Raw genomic sequence first — 17,156 nt, 5'->3', positions numbered from 1 at the left:
GGGGGAATCCGTCCTCGGTACGTCGAGCGGGGACACAGGGTGGGCGCGGGCGGCGCGGGTGCCGACGTGACCCCCGGTGCGGACCGGCCGACGGCGGCCGGTCCGCACCGGGGGTCACCGGCATCACGGAGGGCTGGGCCGTCCTCGGCCGACAGGTGTCTCGCCGGCTTACGGAATGACTCTACGAAGCGGCATGCCCGTCCCCGACCCTGGGTAAGCACCACCTCACCCCCAGTGCGGTGCACGCGGGGCGCACGGAGGGTCGCACGCGTGACCGCCCGAAAGGCGTGCGCCCGCGCGGAGTTGGCCGGGCCGACGAGGCCTGACGGAGTGTCCGCTCAGCGGGGCAGCGGAAACCGGCAAACGTACTGGCGTGCCATGCCCAAGTCAAGATCTGGTTTTTCTCCGGTCACTCCGATGCAATGGCCTTTCCCAAGGGGAGGTCAAGGATCTTGAGAACTCAGCGGAGGATCATCCAACCCGCCGCCCTGGCACTGGCGATAGCCGTGCTCGGCATACCCGCGGCCACCGCCGCTGGGGCCCACGCGGCGACGCCGTCGGCGCAGCCCGCACCGGCCGCGGCCCACGACCCGGCCGACAGCCACGCGCACGATCTGCCGGGCCCGTTCAGCAAGCAGCAGGCGGCCGAGCACAAGGCCGCGCTGCAGCAGGTCGTCTCCGGAGACGCCACCGTCCAGCAGCGCGGCGCCTCCAAGGTCGTCCAACTCGGCGCCGGCAAGGGCAAGAAGAGCAAGTACGTCGAGCTGGAGCGGGAGAAGACCGACAAGATCTTCACCATCCTCGCCGAGTTCGGTGACCAGGTGGACAACACCACCCTTTACGACCCGGACGGCCCGAGCGGCCCGGAGGCCCCCGCGCCCAAGTACGGCGGCACGCCCGGCCCGGCGCACAACACCATCGCCAAGCCGGACCCGAAGACCGACAACAGCACCGCCTGGCAGGCCGATTACAACCAGGCGCACTACCAGGACCTGTACTTCTCGCACGCGGCCGGCAAGGAGTCGCTGGCGAAGTACTACGAGACGCAGTCCTCGGGCCGCTACTCGGTCGACGGCGAGGTCTCCGCCTGGGTCAAGGTGCCCTGGAACGAAGCCCGTTACGGCTCCAACTACTGCGGCGCCAGCACCTGCGCCAGCGCCTGGGACCTGATCCGCGACGCCACCACCGCCTATGTCGCCGACCAGAAGGCGCAGGGCCGTACCGACGCGCAGATCAAGTCCGACCTGTCGGCGTACGACCAGTGGGACCGCTACGACTACGACGGCGACGGCAACTTCAACGAGCCCGACGGTTACATCGACCACTTCCAGATCGTGCACGCCGGTGAGGACGAGTCGGCCGGCGGCGGCGTCCAGGGCGAGGACGCGCTGTGGGCGCACCGCTGGTACGCCTTCGGCACCGACGCGGGCAAGACCGGCCCGGCGGGCGACAAGGCGGGCGGCACCGAGATCGGTGACACCGGCATCTGGATCGGCGACTACACCCTCCAGCCGGAGAACGGCGGCCTCGGTGTCTTCGCCCACGAGTACGGCCACGACCTGGGGCTGCCCGACGAGTACGACACCACCGGGGCCGGCGAGTCCAGCGTCTCCTACTGGTCCCTGATGTCCGACGGCTCCTGGCTCGGCACCGGCAAGAACGAGATCGGTGACCTGCCGGACGACCTGAGCGCCTGGGACAAGCTCCAGCTCGGCTGGCTGAACTACGGCACCGCCAAGGCGGGCAAGCTCGCCACCGCCAAGCTGGGCGTCGCCGAGTACAACACCAGGGACAAGCAGGCGCTGATCGTCCAGCTCCCGGACAAGGAACTCACCACCAGCGTGGTCGCGCCCGCCGAGGGCGCCAAGCAGTGGTGGAGCGGCATGGGCGACAACCTGTCGAACACGCTGACCCGCCCGGTCGACCTCACCGGTGCCGCCGGCGCGTCCCTCAGCCTGAAGGGCTGGTGGGACATCGAGGAGAACTACGACTACCTCTACGCCGAGGTCTCCACCGACGGCGGCGCCAACTGGACCGACCTCGACGGCACCGCGAACGGCGCGGCCATCCCGCGCGACGGCGGCGACAACCCGGCACTGACCGGCACCTCGGGCGCCTACGAGAACCTGGTCTACCCGCTGGACGCTTACGCGGGACAGAAGATCCAGCTCCGCTTCCGCTACCTGACCGACGGCGGGGTGGCCCAGAAGGGCTTCGCGGCCGACGCGATCACCATCACCGCCGACGGGCAGCCGGTGCTCAGCGACGGCGCCGAGACCGACGACAACGGCTGGACCGCCGACGGCTTCTCCCGGATCGGCGCGTCCTTCACCAAGGACTACCCTGAGTACTACATCGCGGAGAACCGGCAGTACGTCTCCTACGACACCGCGCTGAAGACCGGCCCGTACAACTTCGGCTGGGTCTCCACCAAGCCCAAGCAGGTCGAGCACTACTCGTACCAGAACGGTCTGCTGGTCTGGCTGTGGGACACCTCGCAGGCCGACAACAACGTGGGCGTCCACCCCGGGTCCGGTGAGATCCTGCCGGTCGACGCGCACAGCACCCCGGCGAAGTGGGCGGACGGCGCGGTCATCCGCAACCGCATCCAGTCCTACGACTCCACCTTCAGCTGGTATCCGACCCAGGGCTTCACCGTCCACAAGAACGGGGTCGCGGCGAAGGTCGGCGCGAAGCTGGGCACGCCGGTCTTCGACGACCACTACGGGTCCTACTGGAGCAGCGCCAACCCGACCGGCGGCGTGAAGGTGCCGGACACCAACACCAGGATCAGCATCGTGAGCGAGCCGCTCGACGGCAGCACGCTGACGCTCCTGGTCTCGCCGGCCCATCGGTGATTATCCACACATAGGGTCTGACCTGCGCAGATGCTGAGTTCGGCCGTCGCCCTCTGGTGGGCGGCGGCCGAACCACTGATGATGTGAGCATGGCTGTCGGCGGTTTCATCAGGCTCCCGAGCGGCACGGTCGTCGTGGCGCTGGCCCTGCCGCATCCGGGCGCCGCCGACCGCACCGTACGGGTGGTGGTGCACACCCTGAACCGGCAGCGGGCCCTCACCCGCCTCAGCAACCTCGGCTTTCGCGGCGCCCGGCTCAGCGGCAACGCCGAGCCGCCCACCACCGACGAGGCCACCGCGGTGCTGCATCACCCGGACGGGCTGATCTGGCGCGACTACCACGCGCCCGCGGGCGAGCCCTGGCATCCGATCTCGGCGCTGAACCGGGTCCGCGCGCTGCCGTACGGCTGAGGCCGGCGGCGGGAGAGCTCAGCGGGGCACCGCGGGTGTGCCGGTCAGCTCCACACCCGCCGTCCGCAGCTCGGCCACGGCCTGCTCGGTGGAGTCGGCGGCCACCGCGGCCGTCAGATCGAGCAGCACCCGGGTGGTGAAGCCCTCGCGGGCGGCGTCGAGGGCGGTGGCGCGCACGCAGTGGTCGGTGGCGATGCCCACCACGTCCACCTCGGTGACCTGCCGGTCGCGCAGCCAGTCGGCCAGCTTCAGGCCGTTCTCGTCGAACCCCTCGAAGCCGCTGTACGCCGCCGCGTGCGCGCCCTTGTCGAAGACCGCGTCGACGGCGCCCGAGGCGACGGCGGGGGCGAAGTTCGGGTGGAACCCGACGCCCTCGGTGCCCGCGACGCAGTGCGCCGGCCACGACGTCCGGAAGTCGGGGTGGGCCGAGAAGTGGGCGCCCGGGTCGATGTGGAGATCGCGGGTGGCCACCACATGGCGGTACGAGCCCGCCGAGGCGCCGATCAGGTCGGTGATCGACGCGGCCACGTCGGACCCGCCCGTGACCGCGAGGCTGCCGCCCTCGCAGAAGTCGTTCTGCACGTCGACGACGATCAGTGCGCGGTGCATAGTGCCCTTCCGGCGGATGAGATGGGTCGGGTGCTGGGGGGTGTGCTGGGGTACCGAGCGTAGGGAGTCTCCCACGCCCCGGGAAGTGCTTTCACCGCCGCCCGCGCCCGGCCACGCCCGGCCGCCCGGGCCGCCCGCCCAGTCCCGCTCGCCGGGTCGGCGACGGGCTGCGGGGTCCTCGCGAGAGCGACGGCCGGCGGAGGATCGGGTGAGACCGGGGTCCGGGCGGCGGGTTCGGGGGAGGGGTCAGCGTGTTTCTACCGGGAGGACCGGGTCGCCCTGGGAGAGCTGGGTGGCGGAGAGGGGGAGGAGGGCGCGGGATTGGACGTGACGGTCGCGGGCGGCGGCCAAGGGCTCGCGTCCGGTGATCTCGCCCTTGTGGACCAGCGGTACCTGGAGCAGCCGGTCCCGCAGCTCGGGCGGGATCTCACCGGTGCCGATCACCTCCGCCTCGGCCACCCCCTCCTCGTCCAGCCGCCGCGCCGCCCACTTGCGGCCGCCGACGCTGGTCTTGCCGCCCACCGCCTTCTTCGCCACCGGCACCAGGGGCGCGTCCGGCGCGTCGGAGGCGGCCCGGGCCACCAGTTTGTAGACCATCGAGCACGTCGGGTTGCCGCTGCCGGTGACCAGCGCCGTACCGACCCCGTACGCGTCCACCGGCGCCGAGGCGAGCGACGCGATGGCGTACTCGTCGAGGTCGGAGGTGACCACGATCTTGGTCTGCCGGGCGCCGAGGTCGTCGAGCTGCTGGCGGACCCGGTGGGCGAGCAGCAGCAGATCACCGGAGTCGATCCGGACCGAGCCAAGCTCGGGCCCCGCCACCTCCACCGCGGTGCGCACCGCGGTCGCCACGTCGTAGGTGTCCACCAGCAGCGTGGTGCCGCGGCCCAGCGACTCCACCTGGGCGGTGAAGGCGTCCCGCTCGGTGTCGTGCACCAGGGTGAAGGCGTGCGCGCTGGTGCCGATGGTCGGCAGCCCGTAGCGGAAGCCGGCCGCCAGGTTGGAGGAGGAGCGGAAGCCGCCGATGTAGGCGGCCCGGGAGGCGGCCACCGCGGCCAGTTCGTGGGTCCGGCGGGCGCCCATGTCCATCAGCGGCCGGTCGCCCGCGGCGACCGCCATCCGGGAGGCCGCGGCGGCGATCGCCGAGTCGTGGTTGAGGATGGAGAGGATCACCGTCTCCAGCACCACCGCCTCGGCGAAGCTGCCCTCCACCCGCAGCACGGGCGAGCCGGGGAAGTACACCTCGCCTTCCGGGTAGCCCCAGATGTCGCCGGTGAAGCGGTAGCCGGCCAGCCATTCGAGAGTGGGGTCGTCCACCACCGACTCCCGGGCCAGGAAGTCCAGCACCGCTCCGTCGAAGCGGAAGTTCTCGACGGCGTCGAGCACCCGTCCGGTGCCCGCCACCACGCCGTAGCGGCGCCCCTCGGGCAGCCGCCGGGTGAACGTCTCGAAGACCGACCTGCGGTGCGCGGCGCCGCTGCGCAGGGCCGCCTGCAGCATCGTCAGTTCGTACCGGTCGGTGAACAGTGCGGTGGACGGCACGTCCACCGGCAGTCCCAGGTCTGCTGTGCTCATGGCGAGGATGCTACGCCAAATCCCCCTCGTTTTCGTCAGGATGACGAGATTCAGCGGCTGTGGCCGCCGTCACATCCCTGCCGGCATCCCGCCCGCGACCGCGTGCTCCTCGCACGCCCATTTGTGCGACGCCCCCGAAGCGCGGCAGCATGGGACCTGTGAGTGTCGCACCTGTCGAGATCGAACGCCCCGAGTCGCGCGAAGCGCCGTTCCAGGTTCCCGAACCGGACGTTCCGTGGGTGACCCTCGTGCACAACGACCCCGTCAATCTGATGAGCTACGTGACGTACGTCTTCCAGACGTATTTCGGCTACTCCAAGGGCAAGGCCACCAAACTGATGAAGGACGTCCACCACAAGGGACGGGCCGTGGTCTCCAGCGGCAGCCGCGAGGAAATGGAACGGGACGTCCAGGCCATGCACGGCTACGGCCTGTGGGCGACCCTCTCGCAGGACCGGTGATGGCGCGCCGCCGGGCCCGCATCGGCCTCTTCCAGCCGGTCCGCGGCGGGGGTGCGACGATCTCACTCGACGAGGTGGAGATCTCCATCCTGCGCAGCCTGCTGGTCCAACTGGTGGAACTCATCGGCCCGGGACCCGCCGAGGACGAGGACGCCGACCCGCTCGCCTCGCTCTTCGCCGAAGGCCCCAGCAAACCGCCCGAGGACCCCGCGCTGGCCCGGCTCTTCCCCAACGCCTATGAGGAGACCGAGAACTCCGCCGAGTTCCGCCGCTTCACCGAGAACGACCTGCGCTCGCGCAAGCGGGACGACGCCCTCGCGGCGATCCGCGCCCTCGACCTCGGCGGCCCGCTCGTCCAGCTCACCCCCGACCAGGCCAGGCAGTGGCTCGGCGCCCTCAACGACCTGCGGCTGACGCTGGGCGCGCGGCTCGAGGTCACCCAGGAGGCCGAGGACGGCGAAAGCGGGCTGTTCTCGCTGCCGGACGACGACGAGCGCAAGCCGCTGGTGCTGGCCTACCTGTGGCTCGGCGGCCTCCAGGAATCGCTGGTCGAGACGCTGATGAAGTAGCCGGGGCGCGGCCGGCCGGGGTGTCCGCCGCCCGGCCTCGCCCGGCGGGCCGCACCACCGCCCCCGTGGTACGAATCCGGATATGACGGATGTAACGGGAGAGTCCGACCCCCGCGCGCTCGACGGCGACCGCGGAGGTCCGGCCGGCGGCCCGGAGGACGGCTCGGAAGGCGGCCCGGGCCGCGGCTCGGACGAGGGGTACGCCCGGGGGCTCGGCAGCCGGCAGATCCAGATGATCGCCATCGGCGGCGCCATCGGCACCGGTCTCTTCCTCGGCGCCGGCCGCGCCATCCACCAGGCGGGACCCAGCCTGATCCTGATGTACGCCATCGCCGGCGCGGTGATCTTCTGCATCATGCGGGCGCTCGGCGAACTCCTCACCTACCGTCCGGTCTCCGGCTCCTTCGCCGACTACGCCCGGGAGTTCCTCGGCCCGTTCGCCGGTTACGCGACCGGCTGGACGTACTGGCTGATGTGGGTGGTCACCGGGATGGCCGAGGTGACGGCGGCGGCCACGTACATCGCCTACTGGTGGCCCTCGGTCCCGCAGTGGCTGGCCGCGCTCTGCTTCCTGGTCGGGCTGCTCGTCGCCAACCTGATCTCGGTGCGGCTCTTCGGCGAGGTCGAGTTCTGGCTGTCGATGATCAAGGTGACCGCGATCCTGGGCATGATCCTGATCGGCATCGGCGTGCTCACCCTCGGGGTGTCGGCGGCCGGCGACACCGCCTCGGTGACCCATCTGTGGCGTGACGGCGGGGTGTTCCCGAACGGCGTCGGTAAGTCGCTGCTGACTTTGCAGATCGTGATGTTCGCCTACCTGGCGGTGGAGTTGGTCGGCGTCACGGCCGGCGAGGCGGAGAACCCGCGGCAGAGCCTGCCGAAGGCCATCAACACGCTGCCCTGGCGGATCGTGCTCTTCTACGTGGGCGCGCTCACCGTCATCCTCTGCGTCGTCTCGTGGGGCGAGTTCCGGCCAGGCGTCAGCCCGTTCGTGGCCGCCTTCGCCCGGATCGGCATCCCTTTCGGCGCCGGCATCGTCAACTTCGTGGTGCTCTCGGCCGCCCTGTCCTCCTGCAACTCCGGGATGTACTCCACCGGTCGGATGCTGCGCGACCTGGCCGTCAACGGGCAGGGCCCGCGGGTGTTCCGCAGGCTCACCTCACGACGCACCCCGGCGCTCGGCACCATGGTGTCGGTATGCGTGATGAGCGTCGGGGTGTGGCTCAACTACGTGGATCCGGCCGGGGCGTTCACCTACATCACCGCCTTCGCCACCGTGGCCGGGATCTGGACCTGGGGTGTCATCCTGGCCGCGCACATCCGCTACCGGGCCGCCGTACGCGCCGGCCGGGCCGCGCCCGCCTGGTACACCGCGCCGGGCGGATCGATCGCGAGCTGGTGCGCGCTGGGCTTCCTCGGCCTGGTCGTGGTGCTGATCGGCATCGACACCGACGCCCGGGTCTCGCTCTACGGGGCGCCGATCTGGTTCGCGGCGCTCGCGATCGGGTACGCCGTGCTGAAGCGCCGCGATCCGGCCGCCTTCGCCCGGCGCCCGCACCTCGCGCCGGGCGCCGGGGCCGCGTCCGCGACGGCTCCCGAGCCCGCTCTCGGCGCCGGGTCCGAAGCCGGTCCCGATCCCGCCTCCGACGCCGCCTCCCGGTGAGGTACGGGTCCCTGTTACGTTGCCCGCATGCTCACCATCGCCCAGGATCTGTACGACGCGATCGTCGCCCATGCCCGCGCCGACCACCCCGACGAGGCGTGCGGCATCGTGGCGGGACCGGCCGGCAGCGGCCGTCCCGAGCGGTTCATCCCGATGCAGAACGCGGCCCGCTCGCCGACCTTCTACGAGTTCGACTCCACCGATCTGCTCAAGCTCTACCGGGACCTCGACGACCGGGACGAGGAACCGGTGGTCATCTACCACTCGCACACCGCGACCGAGGCGTACCCCTCCAGGACCGACATCTCGTACGCCAATGAGCCGGGCGCGCACTACGTGCTGGTGTCGACCGCCGAGGAGTTCCAGTTCCGCTCGTTCCGCATCCTGGACGGCGCGGTGACCGAGGAACCCGTGACCGTCGTGGCTGCTTCCTCCTGATCATGGAGCGGCCGGCTCGGGCGGTCGGGGGGAATCGATACGATGACCGCATGGTTCTTTTCGACGTGAGCGAGAAAGCGCCGGGCATGCTGCTCGTGGCGCGGCTGCACGTCGACCTGTGCCGCCGCACCGCGGCGGCGAGTACGCGCGTCTGACCGTCCCCGCTCAGCCCCGCAGCAGCACCCGCACCGCTTTCGTACGCACTCAACAGGAGCGCAGCCATGGCCATCGAGGTCCGTATCCCGACCATCCTCCGCACCTACACCGACGGCGAGAAGGCCGTGGCGGGCGCCGGCGGCACGCTCGACGAGCTGCTTGCCGACCTGGACACCCGGCACACCGGGCTGCGCGACCGTGTGGTGGACAAGGGCGAGCTGCGCCGCTTCGTGAACGTGTACCTCAACGACGAGGACGTCCGCTTCCTGGACGGCATCGCCACCAAGGTCAACGACGGCGACAGCGTCACGATCCTGCCCGCGGTGGCCGGCGGGTCCGGGCACCGGACCGGAACGCGCTGATGCGCTACGAGAGCCCGCTGGCCGCCGTCGGCAACACCCCGCTGGTGCGATTGCCCTCCCTCTCGCCCTCGGACGAGGTGAGCCTCTGGGCGAAGCTGGAGGACCGCAACCCGACCGGCTCCATCAAGGACCGGCCGGCCCTGCACATGATCGAGCGGGCCGAGGCGGACGGCGTGCTCACCCCCGGCTGCACCATCCTGGAGCCCACCTCGGGCAACACCGGGATCTCGCTGGCGATGGCCGCGCGGCTCAAGGGCTACCGGATGGTCTGCGTGATGCCGGAGAACACCTCGCAGGAGCGGCGCCAGCTGCTGGCGATGTGGGGCGCCGAGATCATCCCGTCGCCGGCCGCCGGCGGCTCCAACACGGCGGTCCGCGTCGCCAAGGAGCTGGCCGGGCAGCACCCCGACTGGGTGATGCTCTACCAGTACGGCAACGCCGCGAACCCCGGCGCGCACTACGCGGGCACCGGCCCGGAGATCCTGGCCGACCTGCCCACCATCACGCACTTCGTGGCCGGCCTCGGCACCACCGGCACCCTGATGGGTGTCGGCCGCTATCTGCGGGAGAAGGCCCCCGGCGTGGCGATCGTCGCCGCGGAACCGCGCTACGACGATCTGGTCTACGGGCTGCGCAACCTCGACGAGGGGTTCGTGCCCGAGCTGTACGACGCGTCCGTGCTCACCACCCGCTTCTCGGTGGGATCCGCCGACGCGGTCCGCCGCACCCGCGAACTGCTGGCCCGGGAGGGCATCTTCGCCGGTGTGTCCACCGGCGCGGTGCTGCACGCGGCGATCGGCGTGGCGAACAAGGCGGTGGCCGCCGGCGAGCGTGCCGACGTGGTGTTCGTGGTCGCCGACGGCGGCTGGAAGTACCTCTCCACCGGCATCTACACCGCGGAGTCCACCGAGGCCGCGGTGGCGCTGCTGCACGGGCAACTCTGGGCGTGACCGGGCGATTCGGGGCCTGATCGGGCGTGCCCCCGATGCGGCCCCCGCCCCGCCCGGCACCTCCCGACGCTCCGTCACCGGCGCGCCGGTGATGTGTTCCCGCCGCCGCCCGTCCTGGTGATTCCGCCCACAACGGAGCGCCGTGGAGGAGCGGCGGCCGTTGCGTCCGCTTACCCTTCGAAGAAGGGCGGGCCGTCCCGCCACCCCCCACCCGGGCCGGTCTGGGGCGTTGCGGCGTGCCCACGGAGGTGTTTCCCGACATGTTGCTCACCGTCGTCGGCTGCTCGGGCTCGTTCCCATCCGCGGAATCGGCCTGCTCGAGCTATCTCGTCGAGGCCGACGGCTTCCGGCTGCTGATCGACATGGGCAACGGCGCCCTGGGCGAACTCCAGCGCCACGTCGGGCTCTACGACCTGGACGCGGTGCTTCTCAGCCATCTGCACGCCGACCACTGCATCGACATGTGCGGGTATTTCGTCGCCCGCTACTACCGGCACGACGGCGGACCGGCCTCGGCCATCCCCGTCTACGGTCCGGCCGGCACCGAGCGGCGGCTGAGCATCGCGTACGGGGACGTGCCGGACGAGAAGTGCATGAGCGAGGTCTTCGACTTCCGCACCCTGGAACCGGGCTCCTTCCCGCTGGGGCCCTTCACCATCACCACCGACCTGGTCAGGCACCCGGTGGAGGCGTACGGCTTCCGGGTCGAGCACGAGGGCAGCACGCTGGCGTACTCGGGGGACACCGGTCCCTGTGACGCGCTCCAGGGCCTTGCCGCCGGGGCCGACCTCTTCCTCTGCGAGGCGTCCTTCACCCACGGCAAGGAGGACATCCCCGGGCTGCACCTGAACGGGCGGGAGGCGGGGGAGTCCGCGACCGTGGCCGGGGTCGAGCGGCTGGTGCTCACCCATATCCCGCCGTGGACCAATCCGGCCGTCAACCTCCGGGATGCGCAGTCCACGTTCGGGGGAGCGGTCGAGCTGGCGAAGGCGGGCGCGGTCTACGAGATCTGAGGCCGGGGGCGGGCACGCCGGGCAGGCGGTCGAGCGCTCATGACGTCGCGCCAACCGTGCGTTACTGTGTCATAACGGTCATAAGCGGGTAGCCGGCACAGCCGCCGTGGCTGCCACAGCCGCTATGACGGACCCGTCGGCGGGTCAGCGACTCAGGAGACTCGGATGGCCAGCAAGGCTGAGAAGATCGTCGCCGGGCTCGGCGGACTCGACAACATCGACGACGTCGAGGGGTGCGTCACCCGGCTCCGCACCGAGGTCAGGGACCCCGGCCTGGTCGACGAGGCGGCGCTGAAGGCCGCGGGGGCGCACGGCGTGGTCAAGATGGGCAATGCGATCCAGGTGGTCATCGGCACGGACGCGGATCCGATCGCCGCGGACATCGAGGCGATGTTTTGATGTGCCGATGTTTTGATGCGCTGATGTTGCTGATGTGCTGATTCTCGGGGGTGCGGTGGTCGGGGCCGGCGCCCCGAGGCGTGCTCGCCCGGGGAAAGGGCGGTGGGGGCGCCCGGATAGGCTCGGGGTATGTCACGAATCGACGGCCGCAGGCCCGACCAGCTACGACCCGTCACCATCGAGCGGGGCTGGAGCAAGCACGCCGAGGGCTCGGTCCTGGTGTCCTTCGGGGACACCCGGGTGCTGTGCACCGCCAGCGCCACGCAGGGGGTGCCGCGCTGGCGCAAGGGCAGCGGCGAGGGATGGGTCACCGCCGAGTACGCGATGCTGCCCCGCGCCACCAACGACCGCAACGACCGCGAGTCGGTACGCGGCAAGATCGGCGGCCGCACCCACGAGATCTCCCGGCTGATCGGCCGCTCGCTGCGGGCCGTCATCGACTACAAGGCGCTCGGCGAGAACACCGTGGTGCTCGACTGCGACGTCCTCCAGGCCGACGGCGGCACCCGGACCGCCGCGATCACCGGCGCGTATGTCGCCCTGGTCGACGCCGTGACGTACATGCAGGCCAACCACTTCTTCAAGGCCAAGGCCCAGCCGATCACCGGCAGTGTCGCCGCCGTCAGCGTCGGCATCGTGGACGGCGTGCCGCTGCTCGACCTCGCCTACGAGGAAGACGTGAAGGCCGAGACCGACATGAACGTCGTCTGCACCGGCGACGGCCGCTTCGTCGAGGTGCAGGGCACCGCCGAGGGCATCCCCTTCGACCGGGCCGAACTCGACTCGCTGCTCGATCTGGCGGTCGGCGGCTGTACGGAGCTCGCGGCGGCGCAACTGGCCGCGCTCCAGGAGCTGAAGGATCTCTCCGTCATCAAGCACCTCAACCGCTGAACGCCCGCTGACGGGTTCGCCCCCGCCGGACCCGCGGCCTGCCCGGGGCGGCCCGGCGGGGATAATCCAGCCATGACCCGCCGCCTCGTACTCGCCACCCGCAACGCCCACAAGGTCGTCGAACTCCGGGCGATCCTCGCCGCCACCGGACTCGACATCGATCTGGTGGGGGCCGACGCGTATCCCGAGATCCCCGACGTCAAGGAGACCGGCGTCACCTTCGCGGAGAACGCGCTGCTCAAGGCGCGGACGCTGGCCGAGGCCACCGGGCTGCCCGCCGTCGCGGACGACTCGGGGCTCTGCGTCGACGTGCTCGGCGGGGCCCCCGGCATCTTCTCCGCCCGCTGGGCCGGCCGGCACGGCGACGACGCCGCCAATCTGGGGCTGCTCCTCGCCCAGCTCGGCGACATCGACACCCCGCACCGGGCCGCCCACTTCGCCTGCGCCGCCGCGCTCGCGCTGCCGGACGGCACCACCCGCGTCGCGGAGGGCCGGCTGACCGGGACGCTCCGGCACACCCCCGCCGGCACGGGCGGCTTCGGCTACGACCCGATCCTCCAGCCGGACGGCGACACCAGGACCTGCGCCGAGCTCACCCCGGAGCAGAAGAACGCGATCAGCCACCGCGGCAAGGCGTTCCGCGCGCTCGCCGTCGAGGTCCGCGCCCTGCTCGGCTGACCGCGGCCGCCGCTCCACCGCCGTCGCGGCGCCGCCGCGGAACCGGCCCCCCGTATGCCGAAGGCCCGCCCCGATCACATCAGGGCGGGCCCATCACCCGTGCGGCCGGTGGGACTCGAACCCACACGGGGTTTCCCCCACTGGGACCTAAACCCAGCTCGGCTGCCAATTACGACACGGCCGCGTGGCACTCCCCCAATCCTAGCGACCCCGCGATGAGCGGTCAGCCATTACGTCCGGGCGCGGACGCCTACTCCCCGGCGGCGACGCCCAGGTCGCGGATGAGCTTGGCGACGTGTCCCGTGGCCTTGACGTTGTAGAAGGCGTTGGCGATCCGGCCCTCCTCGTCCACGATGAAGGTGGAGCGGATCACGCCCAGCACGGTCTTGCCGTAGTTGGTCTTCTCGCCGTACGCGCCATAGGCGTTGATCGCCGACTTCTCCGGGTCGGCGGCCAGGGTGACCTTCAGCGACTCCTTCTCGCGGAACTGGGCGAGCTTCTCCGGCGTGTCCGGTGAGACGCCGATCACGTCGTACCCGGCGCCGGCCAGCAGATCGAGGTTGTCGGTGAAGTCGCAGGCCTGCGCGGTGCACCCCTTGGTGAGCGCGGCCGGGTAGAAGTAGACGATGACCTTGCGGCCGCGGTGGTCCGCCAGCGAGACCGGCTTGCCGTCGGCGTCGGGCAGGGTGAAGTCGGGGGCGGGGTCACCGGCGGCGAGGCGCTCGGACATGGGATGGCTCCTTGCGGACGGGGTGCCGACGAGGCGGGCGCCTCGCGGTACTGACACACTGTCCGAACGCTACCGAATCGGTGAGGGAGGCTGCGCGTGTCGGAGGTTGCCAGGACGCCCGCTCAGATCGAGGCGGAGATCGCACGCCGCCGGCAGGATCTCGCGGCGACGCTCGATGAACTCGCGGTCCGGGTCCACCCCGTGACGATCGCGCGGGACACCAAGGCCAAGGCCGTCTCCGCCGTCGACCGTACCGTCGGTCAGGCGTATGTCGCGGTCAATCGCGCGCTGGCCCGGGCCAGGTCGGAGTTCGTCACCGAGGAGGGCGCTCCCCGCCCCGAGCGGATCGTGCCGGCCGCCGTGGCCGCGGTGCTGCTCGTCGGTGTGGTGGCCGGTCTCTCGGCGCGGCGGCGGCGCCGGTAACGTCGTTGTCGTGAGTTCCCAGAGTGAGCACGACAAGCTGCCCATCCGTATGCTGCACGACCGGGTTCTGGTGCGGCAGGAGGGCGGCGAGGGCGAGCGCCGCAGCGGCGGCGGCATCCTGATCCCGGCGACCGCCGCCGTGGGCAAGAGGCTGGCCTGGGCGGAGGTCGTCGCGGTCGGCCAGAACGTCCGGGGCGTCGAGGTCGGCGACCGGGTGCTGTACGACCCGGAGGACCGCGCCGAGGTCGAGGTCCGGGGTGTGCCGTACGTGCTGATGCGGGAACGCGATCTGCACGCGGTCGCCGCCGAGCGGCTCCAGGACACCGACGACTCCACCGGGCTCTATCTGTGAGCTGAGCCGGACGCGCCGCTGACCGTCACCGGCGGGCGCGGCCGGCGCACCCGGAAACCCATGCCCCGCGGGGCCGAACCCGGCGGTCCGCTCCGGCGGCGGGGCTCCGAGCCCCGCCTCTCCGAGGCCGCTCAGCCGCCGCCCACACCTCCGCCGCCGCCACCCCCGCCGCCACCGGTGCCTCCCGGTCCCGTCGCGTGGTCAGGACCCGGGTCGCCGGGACCGCCGGTCGACCCGCCCAGGGCCCCGCCGATCGGGTCCAGCGTCTTGGTGTCGGTCGGGGTCGGCTCCGTCGCCGTACCGGTGTCGGTCGGGGTCGGGTCGCCGGTGTGGGTCGGCGGGGCGCTCGGCGGCGCGGTGGTCCCGGTGGCCGGCGGCCTGCTGGTGTGCGGCGGCTCGGTGGTGGTGGGCGGCTCGGTGCTCGGGGTGTCCGGCGGCTCCGTGCTCGGGTCGTCCACCGGCGCCGTGTCGTTCCCCTGGAGGTCGAAGTCGGTCTGCTCGACCCCGTGCAGCGCGTCCGCGGTGTACTGGGCCCAGACATTGCCGGGCGGCCCGCCGCCGTTCATCCGTCCCGCGCCCAGCGCGCCGGTCAGCGGCTCCTGGGCGCCCGTCTTCGGGTCCATGCCGAGCACCGCCACCACCGTGGCGAGCTTCGGCGTGTAGCCGGCGAACCAGGCCGCCTTGTCGTTCTCCGCCGTGCCGGTCTTGGCGGCCGACGGCCAGCCGGAGTTCTGCGCGGCCACCGCGGTCGCGCCGGGGCTGTTCACCACGCTCTCCAGCACCGAGGTGGTGGTGTCGGCGGTGGCCCGGGACACCGCCTGGACCGGCCGGCGGTCCGGCAGCCCCACGCTGTCGCCGTCCTTGGTCACCTTGACGACCAGGGAGTACGGGATCTCCTGGCCGTGGTTGGCCAGCGTCGCGTAGACCTGCGCCATGTCCAGCGGGCTGGCCCCGAAGGCGCCGAGCGCCATCGCCGGGGTCTTCGGCACGTCCACCGAGTCGGGCAGGCCCAGGGCGTGCGCGGTGTCTATGACCTTGGACGTGCCCACGTCCTGGGCCATCTGGGCGTAGACCGCGTTGACCGACTTGTCCATGGCGCGGGTGACGGAGATGTCGCCGTAGGAGGCGCCGTCCTCGTTCTCCGGCTTGTAGCCGACCGGCCCGTCGGGGCCCCGCACGGGCCGCCGGTTGGTGCCGTCGTAGACGGTGTCCGAGGTGATCGGCTCGCCGTCCTGCGTGGTCGATCCGTGCTGGAGCGCCGCGGCGAGGACCACCGGCTTGAAGGTGGAGCCGGGCTGGTAGGTGGAGTTGGTGGCGCTGCTGACGTACTGCTTGGTGTAGTCGACACCGCCGTAGAGGGCGACGACATCACCGGTGGCCGGGTCGATGGAGACACCGCCGGCCCGCACGTACTGGTCGGCCTTGGCGGAGCCGCGCTTGTCGTAGACGTTCTCCCGCGCGGACCGGACGAAGGCGTCCTCCTTCGGCTGCTGGATCGTGGTGACGATCCGGTAGCCGCCGGCGGCCAGCTCGTCGCTGTCGACGATGTGGTTGTCGGTGAGGTAGTGGTTGACGGCCTCGATGATGTAGCCGCGCTGGCCCGCCTTGCTCGCGATCGGCTTGGGCTTGCCGATCACCGGGAAGGCGGTGGAGTTCCGGGTGGCCTGGGTGAGCCAGCCCTCCTTGACCATGCCGTTCAGCACGTAGTTCCAGCGGGCCTTGGCGGCCGGCGCGTTCTCCGGGTGGGCGGCGAGGTCGTACTCGCTCGGCGCGTTGAGCAGCGTGGCCAGATAGGCGCCCTGGGCGGTGCTGAGATCGGCGGCGTCCTTCCCGAAGTACGCCTGGGCCGCCGCCTGGATGCCGTAGGCGTTGCGGCCGTAGTAGCTGGTGTTGAGGTAGCCCTCGAGGATCTGGCTCTTGGACTCGTTGCGATCGAGCTTGATCGCGATGAAGAACTCCTTGACCTTCCGGGACGCGGTCTGGTTCTGGTTGAGGTAGTAGTTCTTCACGTACTGCTGGGTGATGGTCGAGCCGGACTGCCTGCCCTTGCCGGTCGCGGTGTTCCAGGCCGCCCTGACCATGGACTTCGGGCTGACCGCCGACTCGTGGTAGAAGTTGCGGTCCTCGGCCGACAGCACGGCGTACTGGGCGGTCTTGGCGACCTCGCTGAGCGGCACGTTCTGCCGGTTGACGGCGCCGTCCCTGGACAGCTCGGTGTGACCGTCGGCGTAGAGGTAGACGTTGTTCTGGGCGATCGCCGCCGCGTTCGGGTCGGGGATCGACACCAGCGCGTAACCGATGAAGAACGCGCCGACCAGCAGCGCCCCCGTGGTCACCGCCAGGGTGGTGACGGTCTTCCAGGAGGGCAGGACCCGGCGCAGGACGTTCCGCCGGGGGCGGCCCGCGCCGCTCACCGGCGCCGCGAGCGTGCCCCAGTCCTGCCCGGCACGCGTCCTCGGTACATCGCTCATGACTACAGGGACTCCTCCGCCGCCGCCGTGGTTGGTCTGCGGCGGAACATGGTGGACCAATCGTTACGTACGCCGCCGTTTGTTACGTACGCTGCCGTAAACCCAATAAGGTCCCAGTCAACACTCTCGCATCATCTGTTCGGCGCTG

17 protein-coding genes, 1 tRNA gene and 1 pseudogene are annotated in these 17,156 nt (G+C 71.2%); 14 read left to right on the top strand and 5 right to left on the bottom strand.

Annotation, left to right across the window (positions count from 1 at the left end; genetic code table 11):
* Positions 1–452 precede the first annotated feature (452 nt).
* Positions 453–2,858 (top strand): immune inhibitor A domain-containing protein, encoded by a 2,406-nt coding sequence (locus tag OG519_RS11360; protein WP_405582079.1) that lies wholly within the window; start codon positions 453–455, stop codon positions 2,856–2,858.
* 89 nt (positions 2,859–2,947) lie between these two features.
* Positions 2,948–3,268 carry a hypothetical protein gene (locus OG519_RS11355; protein WP_405582076.1) on the top strand — a complete coding sequence of 107 codons (321 nt, stop codon included), beginning with the start codon at positions 2,948–2,950 and terminating at the stop codon, positions 3,266–3,268.
* An 18-nt stretch (positions 3,269–3,286) separates the two neighbouring features.
* Here the strand turns inward: OG519_RS11355 and OG519_RS11350 are convergent, their stop codons facing one another.
* Both OG519_RS11350 and OG519_RS11345 read right to left on the bottom strand, forming a co-directional pair.
* Entirely contained in the window at positions 3,287–3,877 is a 591-nt protein-coding gene (locus OG519_RS11350) for an isochorismatase family protein (protein WP_405582073.1), read from the bottom strand.
* Between the two features lie 246 nt (positions 3,878–4,123).
* Entirely contained in the window at positions 4,124–5,452 is a 1,329-nt protein-coding gene (locus OG519_RS11345) for a nicotinate phosphoribosyltransferase (protein ID WP_405582070.1), read from the bottom strand.
* Between the two features lie 149 nt (positions 5,453–5,601).
* Here OG519_RS11345 and clpS point away from each other — a divergent pair, with 149 nt between their 5' ends.
* The 10 genes and pseudogenes from clpS (at position 5,602) to rdgB (ending at position 13,032) form a co-directional block, all read left to right on the top strand.
* Positions 5,602–5,913, top strand: a complete 312-nt coding sequence (gene clpS, locus OG519_RS11340; protein ID WP_405582067.1) for an ATP-dependent Clp protease adapter ClpS — start codon at positions 5,602–5,604, stop codon at positions 5,911–5,913.
* Entirely contained in the window at positions 5,913–6,482 is a 570-nt protein-coding gene (locus tag OG519_RS11335; protein WP_405582064.1) for a DUF2017 domain-containing protein, read from the top strand. The genes clpS and OG519_RS11335 overlap by 1 nt, the downstream gene beginning before the upstream one ends.
* Before the next feature lie 82 nt (positions 6,483–6,564).
* A complete protein-coding gene (locus OG519_RS11330) occupies positions 6,565–8,145 on the top strand; it encodes an amino acid permease (RefSeq protein ID WP_405582061.1) in 1,581 nt (526 codons plus the stop codon).
* A 27-nt stretch (positions 8,146–8,172) separates the two neighbouring features.
* Complete coding sequence (locus tag OG519_RS11325) at positions 8,173–8,583, top strand: Mov34/MPN/PAD-1 family protein (RefSeq protein ID WP_405582060.1); 411 nt, start codon at positions 8,173–8,175, stop codon at positions 8,581–8,583.
* Between the two features lie 221 nt (positions 8,584–8,804).
* On the top strand, positions 8,805–9,101 hold the full coding sequence (locus OG519_RS11320; protein WP_405582057.1) for a MoaD/ThiS family protein: 297 nt from the start codon (positions 8,805–8,807) through the stop codon (positions 9,099–9,101).
* Positions 9,101–10,051, top strand: coding sequence for a PLP-dependent cysteine synthase family protein (locus tag OG519_RS11315; RefSeq protein WP_405582054.1), 951 nt, complete (start codon positions 9,101–9,103; stop codon positions 10,049–10,051). Before OG519_RS11320 ends, OG519_RS11315 begins: the two co-directional genes overlap by 1 nt.
* 260 nt (positions 10,052–10,311) lie before the next feature.
* Positions 10,312–11,064 carry an MBL fold metallo-hydrolase gene (locus OG519_RS11310; RefSeq protein WP_405582052.1) on the top strand — a complete coding sequence of 251 codons (753 nt, stop codon included), beginning with the start codon at positions 10,312–10,314 and terminating at the stop codon, positions 11,062–11,064.
* A gap of 159 nt (positions 11,065–11,223) precedes the next feature.
* Positions 11,224–11,463: pseudogene (locus OG519_RS11305) on the top strand (glucose PTS transporter subunit EIIB); the annotation flags it as partial.
* Between the two features lie 129 nt (positions 11,464–11,592).
* A complete protein-coding gene (rph, locus tag OG519_RS11300) occupies positions 11,593–12,354 on the top strand; it encodes a ribonuclease PH (RefSeq protein WP_405582049.1) in 762 nt (253 codons plus the stop codon).
* 72 nt (positions 12,355–12,426) lie between these two features.
* The gene (gene rdgB / locus OG519_RS11295) at positions 12,427–13,032 is read left to right on the top strand and encodes an RdgB/HAM1 family non-canonical purine NTP pyrophosphatase (protein ID WP_405582046.1); all 606 of its coding nucleotides are present in this window, start codon (positions 12,427–12,429) and stop codon (positions 13,030–13,032) included.
* Between the two features lie 100 nt (positions 13,033–13,132).
* On the opposite strand, the gene OG519_RS11290 is transcribed toward rdgB, so the two are convergent.
* Positions 13,133–13,216: transfer RNA gene (locus OG519_RS11290), tRNA-Leu, on the bottom strand.
* Between the two features lie 66 nt (positions 13,217–13,282).
* Positions 13,283–13,762, bottom strand: coding sequence for a thioredoxin-dependent thiol peroxidase (gene bcp / locus OG519_RS11285; RefSeq protein ID WP_405582043.1), 480 nt, complete (start codon positions 13,760–13,762; stop codon positions 13,283–13,285).
* Positions 13,763–13,858: 96 nt separating this feature from the next.
* Here bcp and OG519_RS11280 point away from each other — a divergent pair, with 96 nt between their 5' ends.
* Complete coding sequence (locus OG519_RS11280; RefSeq protein ID WP_405582040.1) at positions 13,859–14,185, top strand: DUF3618 domain-containing protein; 327 nt, start codon at positions 13,859–13,861, stop codon at positions 14,183–14,185.
* A gap of 49 nt (positions 14,186–14,234) precedes the next feature.
* Positions 14,235–14,537, top strand: a complete 303-nt coding sequence (locus OG519_RS11275) for a GroES family chaperonin (RefSeq protein ID WP_405592644.1) — start codon at positions 14,235–14,237, stop codon at positions 14,535–14,537.
* Between the two features lie 131 nt (positions 14,538–14,668).
* On the opposite strand, the gene OG519_RS11270 is transcribed toward OG519_RS11275, so the two are convergent.
* A complete protein-coding gene (locus OG519_RS11270; RefSeq protein ID WP_405582037.1) occupies positions 14,669–17,008 on the bottom strand; it encodes a transglycosylase domain-containing protein in 2,340 nt (779 codons plus the stop codon).
* Positions 17,009–17,156: the final 148 nt, after the last annotated feature.

This window comes from Streptomyces sp. NBC_01190 (assembly GCF_045039895.1).
Taxonomy (GTDB): domain Bacteria; phylum Actinomycetota; class Actinomycetes; order Streptomycetales; family Streptomycetaceae; genus Actinacidiphila.
This window is presented reverse-complemented; position numbering and strand designations above follow the sequence as displayed.

Excerpts from the sequence above, each read along its gene's own strand:
- bcp (WP_405582043.1), bottom strand. The coding sequence starts at position 13,762 with ATGTCCGAGCGCCTCGCCGCCGGTGACCCCGCCCCCGACTTCACCCTG.
- clpS (WP_405582067.1), top strand. The coding sequence starts at position 5,602 with ATGGGACCTGTGAGTGTCGCACCTGTCGAGATCGAACGCCCCGAGTCG.
- OG519_RS11320 (WP_405582057.1), top strand. The coding sequence starts at position 8,805 with ATGGCCATCGAGGTCCGTATCCCGACCATCCTCCGCACCTACACCGAC.
- rdgB (WP_405582046.1), top strand. The coding sequence starts at position 12,427 with ATGACCCGCCGCCTCGTACTCGCCACCCGCAACGCCCACAAGGTCGTC.
- OG519_RS11350 (WP_405582073.1), bottom strand. The coding sequence starts at position 3,877 with ATGCACCGCGCACTGATCGTCGTCGACGTGCAGAACGACTTCTGCGAG.
- OG519_RS11270 (WP_405582037.1), bottom strand. The coding sequence starts at position 17,008 with ATGAGCGATGTACCGAGGACGCGTGCCGGGCAGGACTGGGGCACGCTC.
- OG519_RS11355 (WP_405582076.1), top strand. The coding sequence starts at position 2,948 with ATGGCTGTCGGCGGTTTCATCAGGCTCCCGAGCGGCACGGTCGTCGTG.
- OG519_RS11310 (WP_405582052.1), top strand. The coding sequence starts at position 10,312 with ATGTTGCTCACCGTCGTCGGCTGCTCGGGCTCGTTCCCATCCGCGGAA.
- OG519_RS11325 (WP_405582060.1), top strand. The coding sequence starts at position 8,173 with ATGCTCACCATCGCCCAGGATCTGTACGACGCGATCGTCGCCCATGCC.
- rph (WP_405582049.1), top strand. The coding sequence starts at position 11,593 with ATGTCACGAATCGACGGCCGCAGGCCCGACCAGCTACGACCCGTCACC.
- OG519_RS11335 (WP_405582064.1), top strand. The coding sequence starts at position 5,913 with ATGGCGCGCCGCCGGGCCCGCATCGGCCTCTTCCAGCCGGTCCGCGGC.
- OG519_RS11275 (WP_405592644.1), top strand. The coding sequence starts at position 14,235 with ATGCTGCACGACCGGGTTCTGGTGCGGCAGGAGGGCGGCGAGGGCGAG.
- OG519_RS11345 (WP_405582070.1), bottom strand. The coding sequence starts at position 5,452 with ATGAGCACAGCAGACCTGGGACTGCCGGTGGACGTGCCGTCCACCGCA.
- OG519_RS11330 (WP_405582061.1), top strand. The coding sequence starts at position 6,565 with ATGACGGATGTAACGGGAGAGTCCGACCCCCGCGCGCTCGACGGCGAC.
- OG519_RS11315 (WP_405582054.1), top strand. The coding sequence starts at position 9,101 with ATGCGCTACGAGAGCCCGCTGGCCGCCGTCGGCAACACCCCGCTGGTG.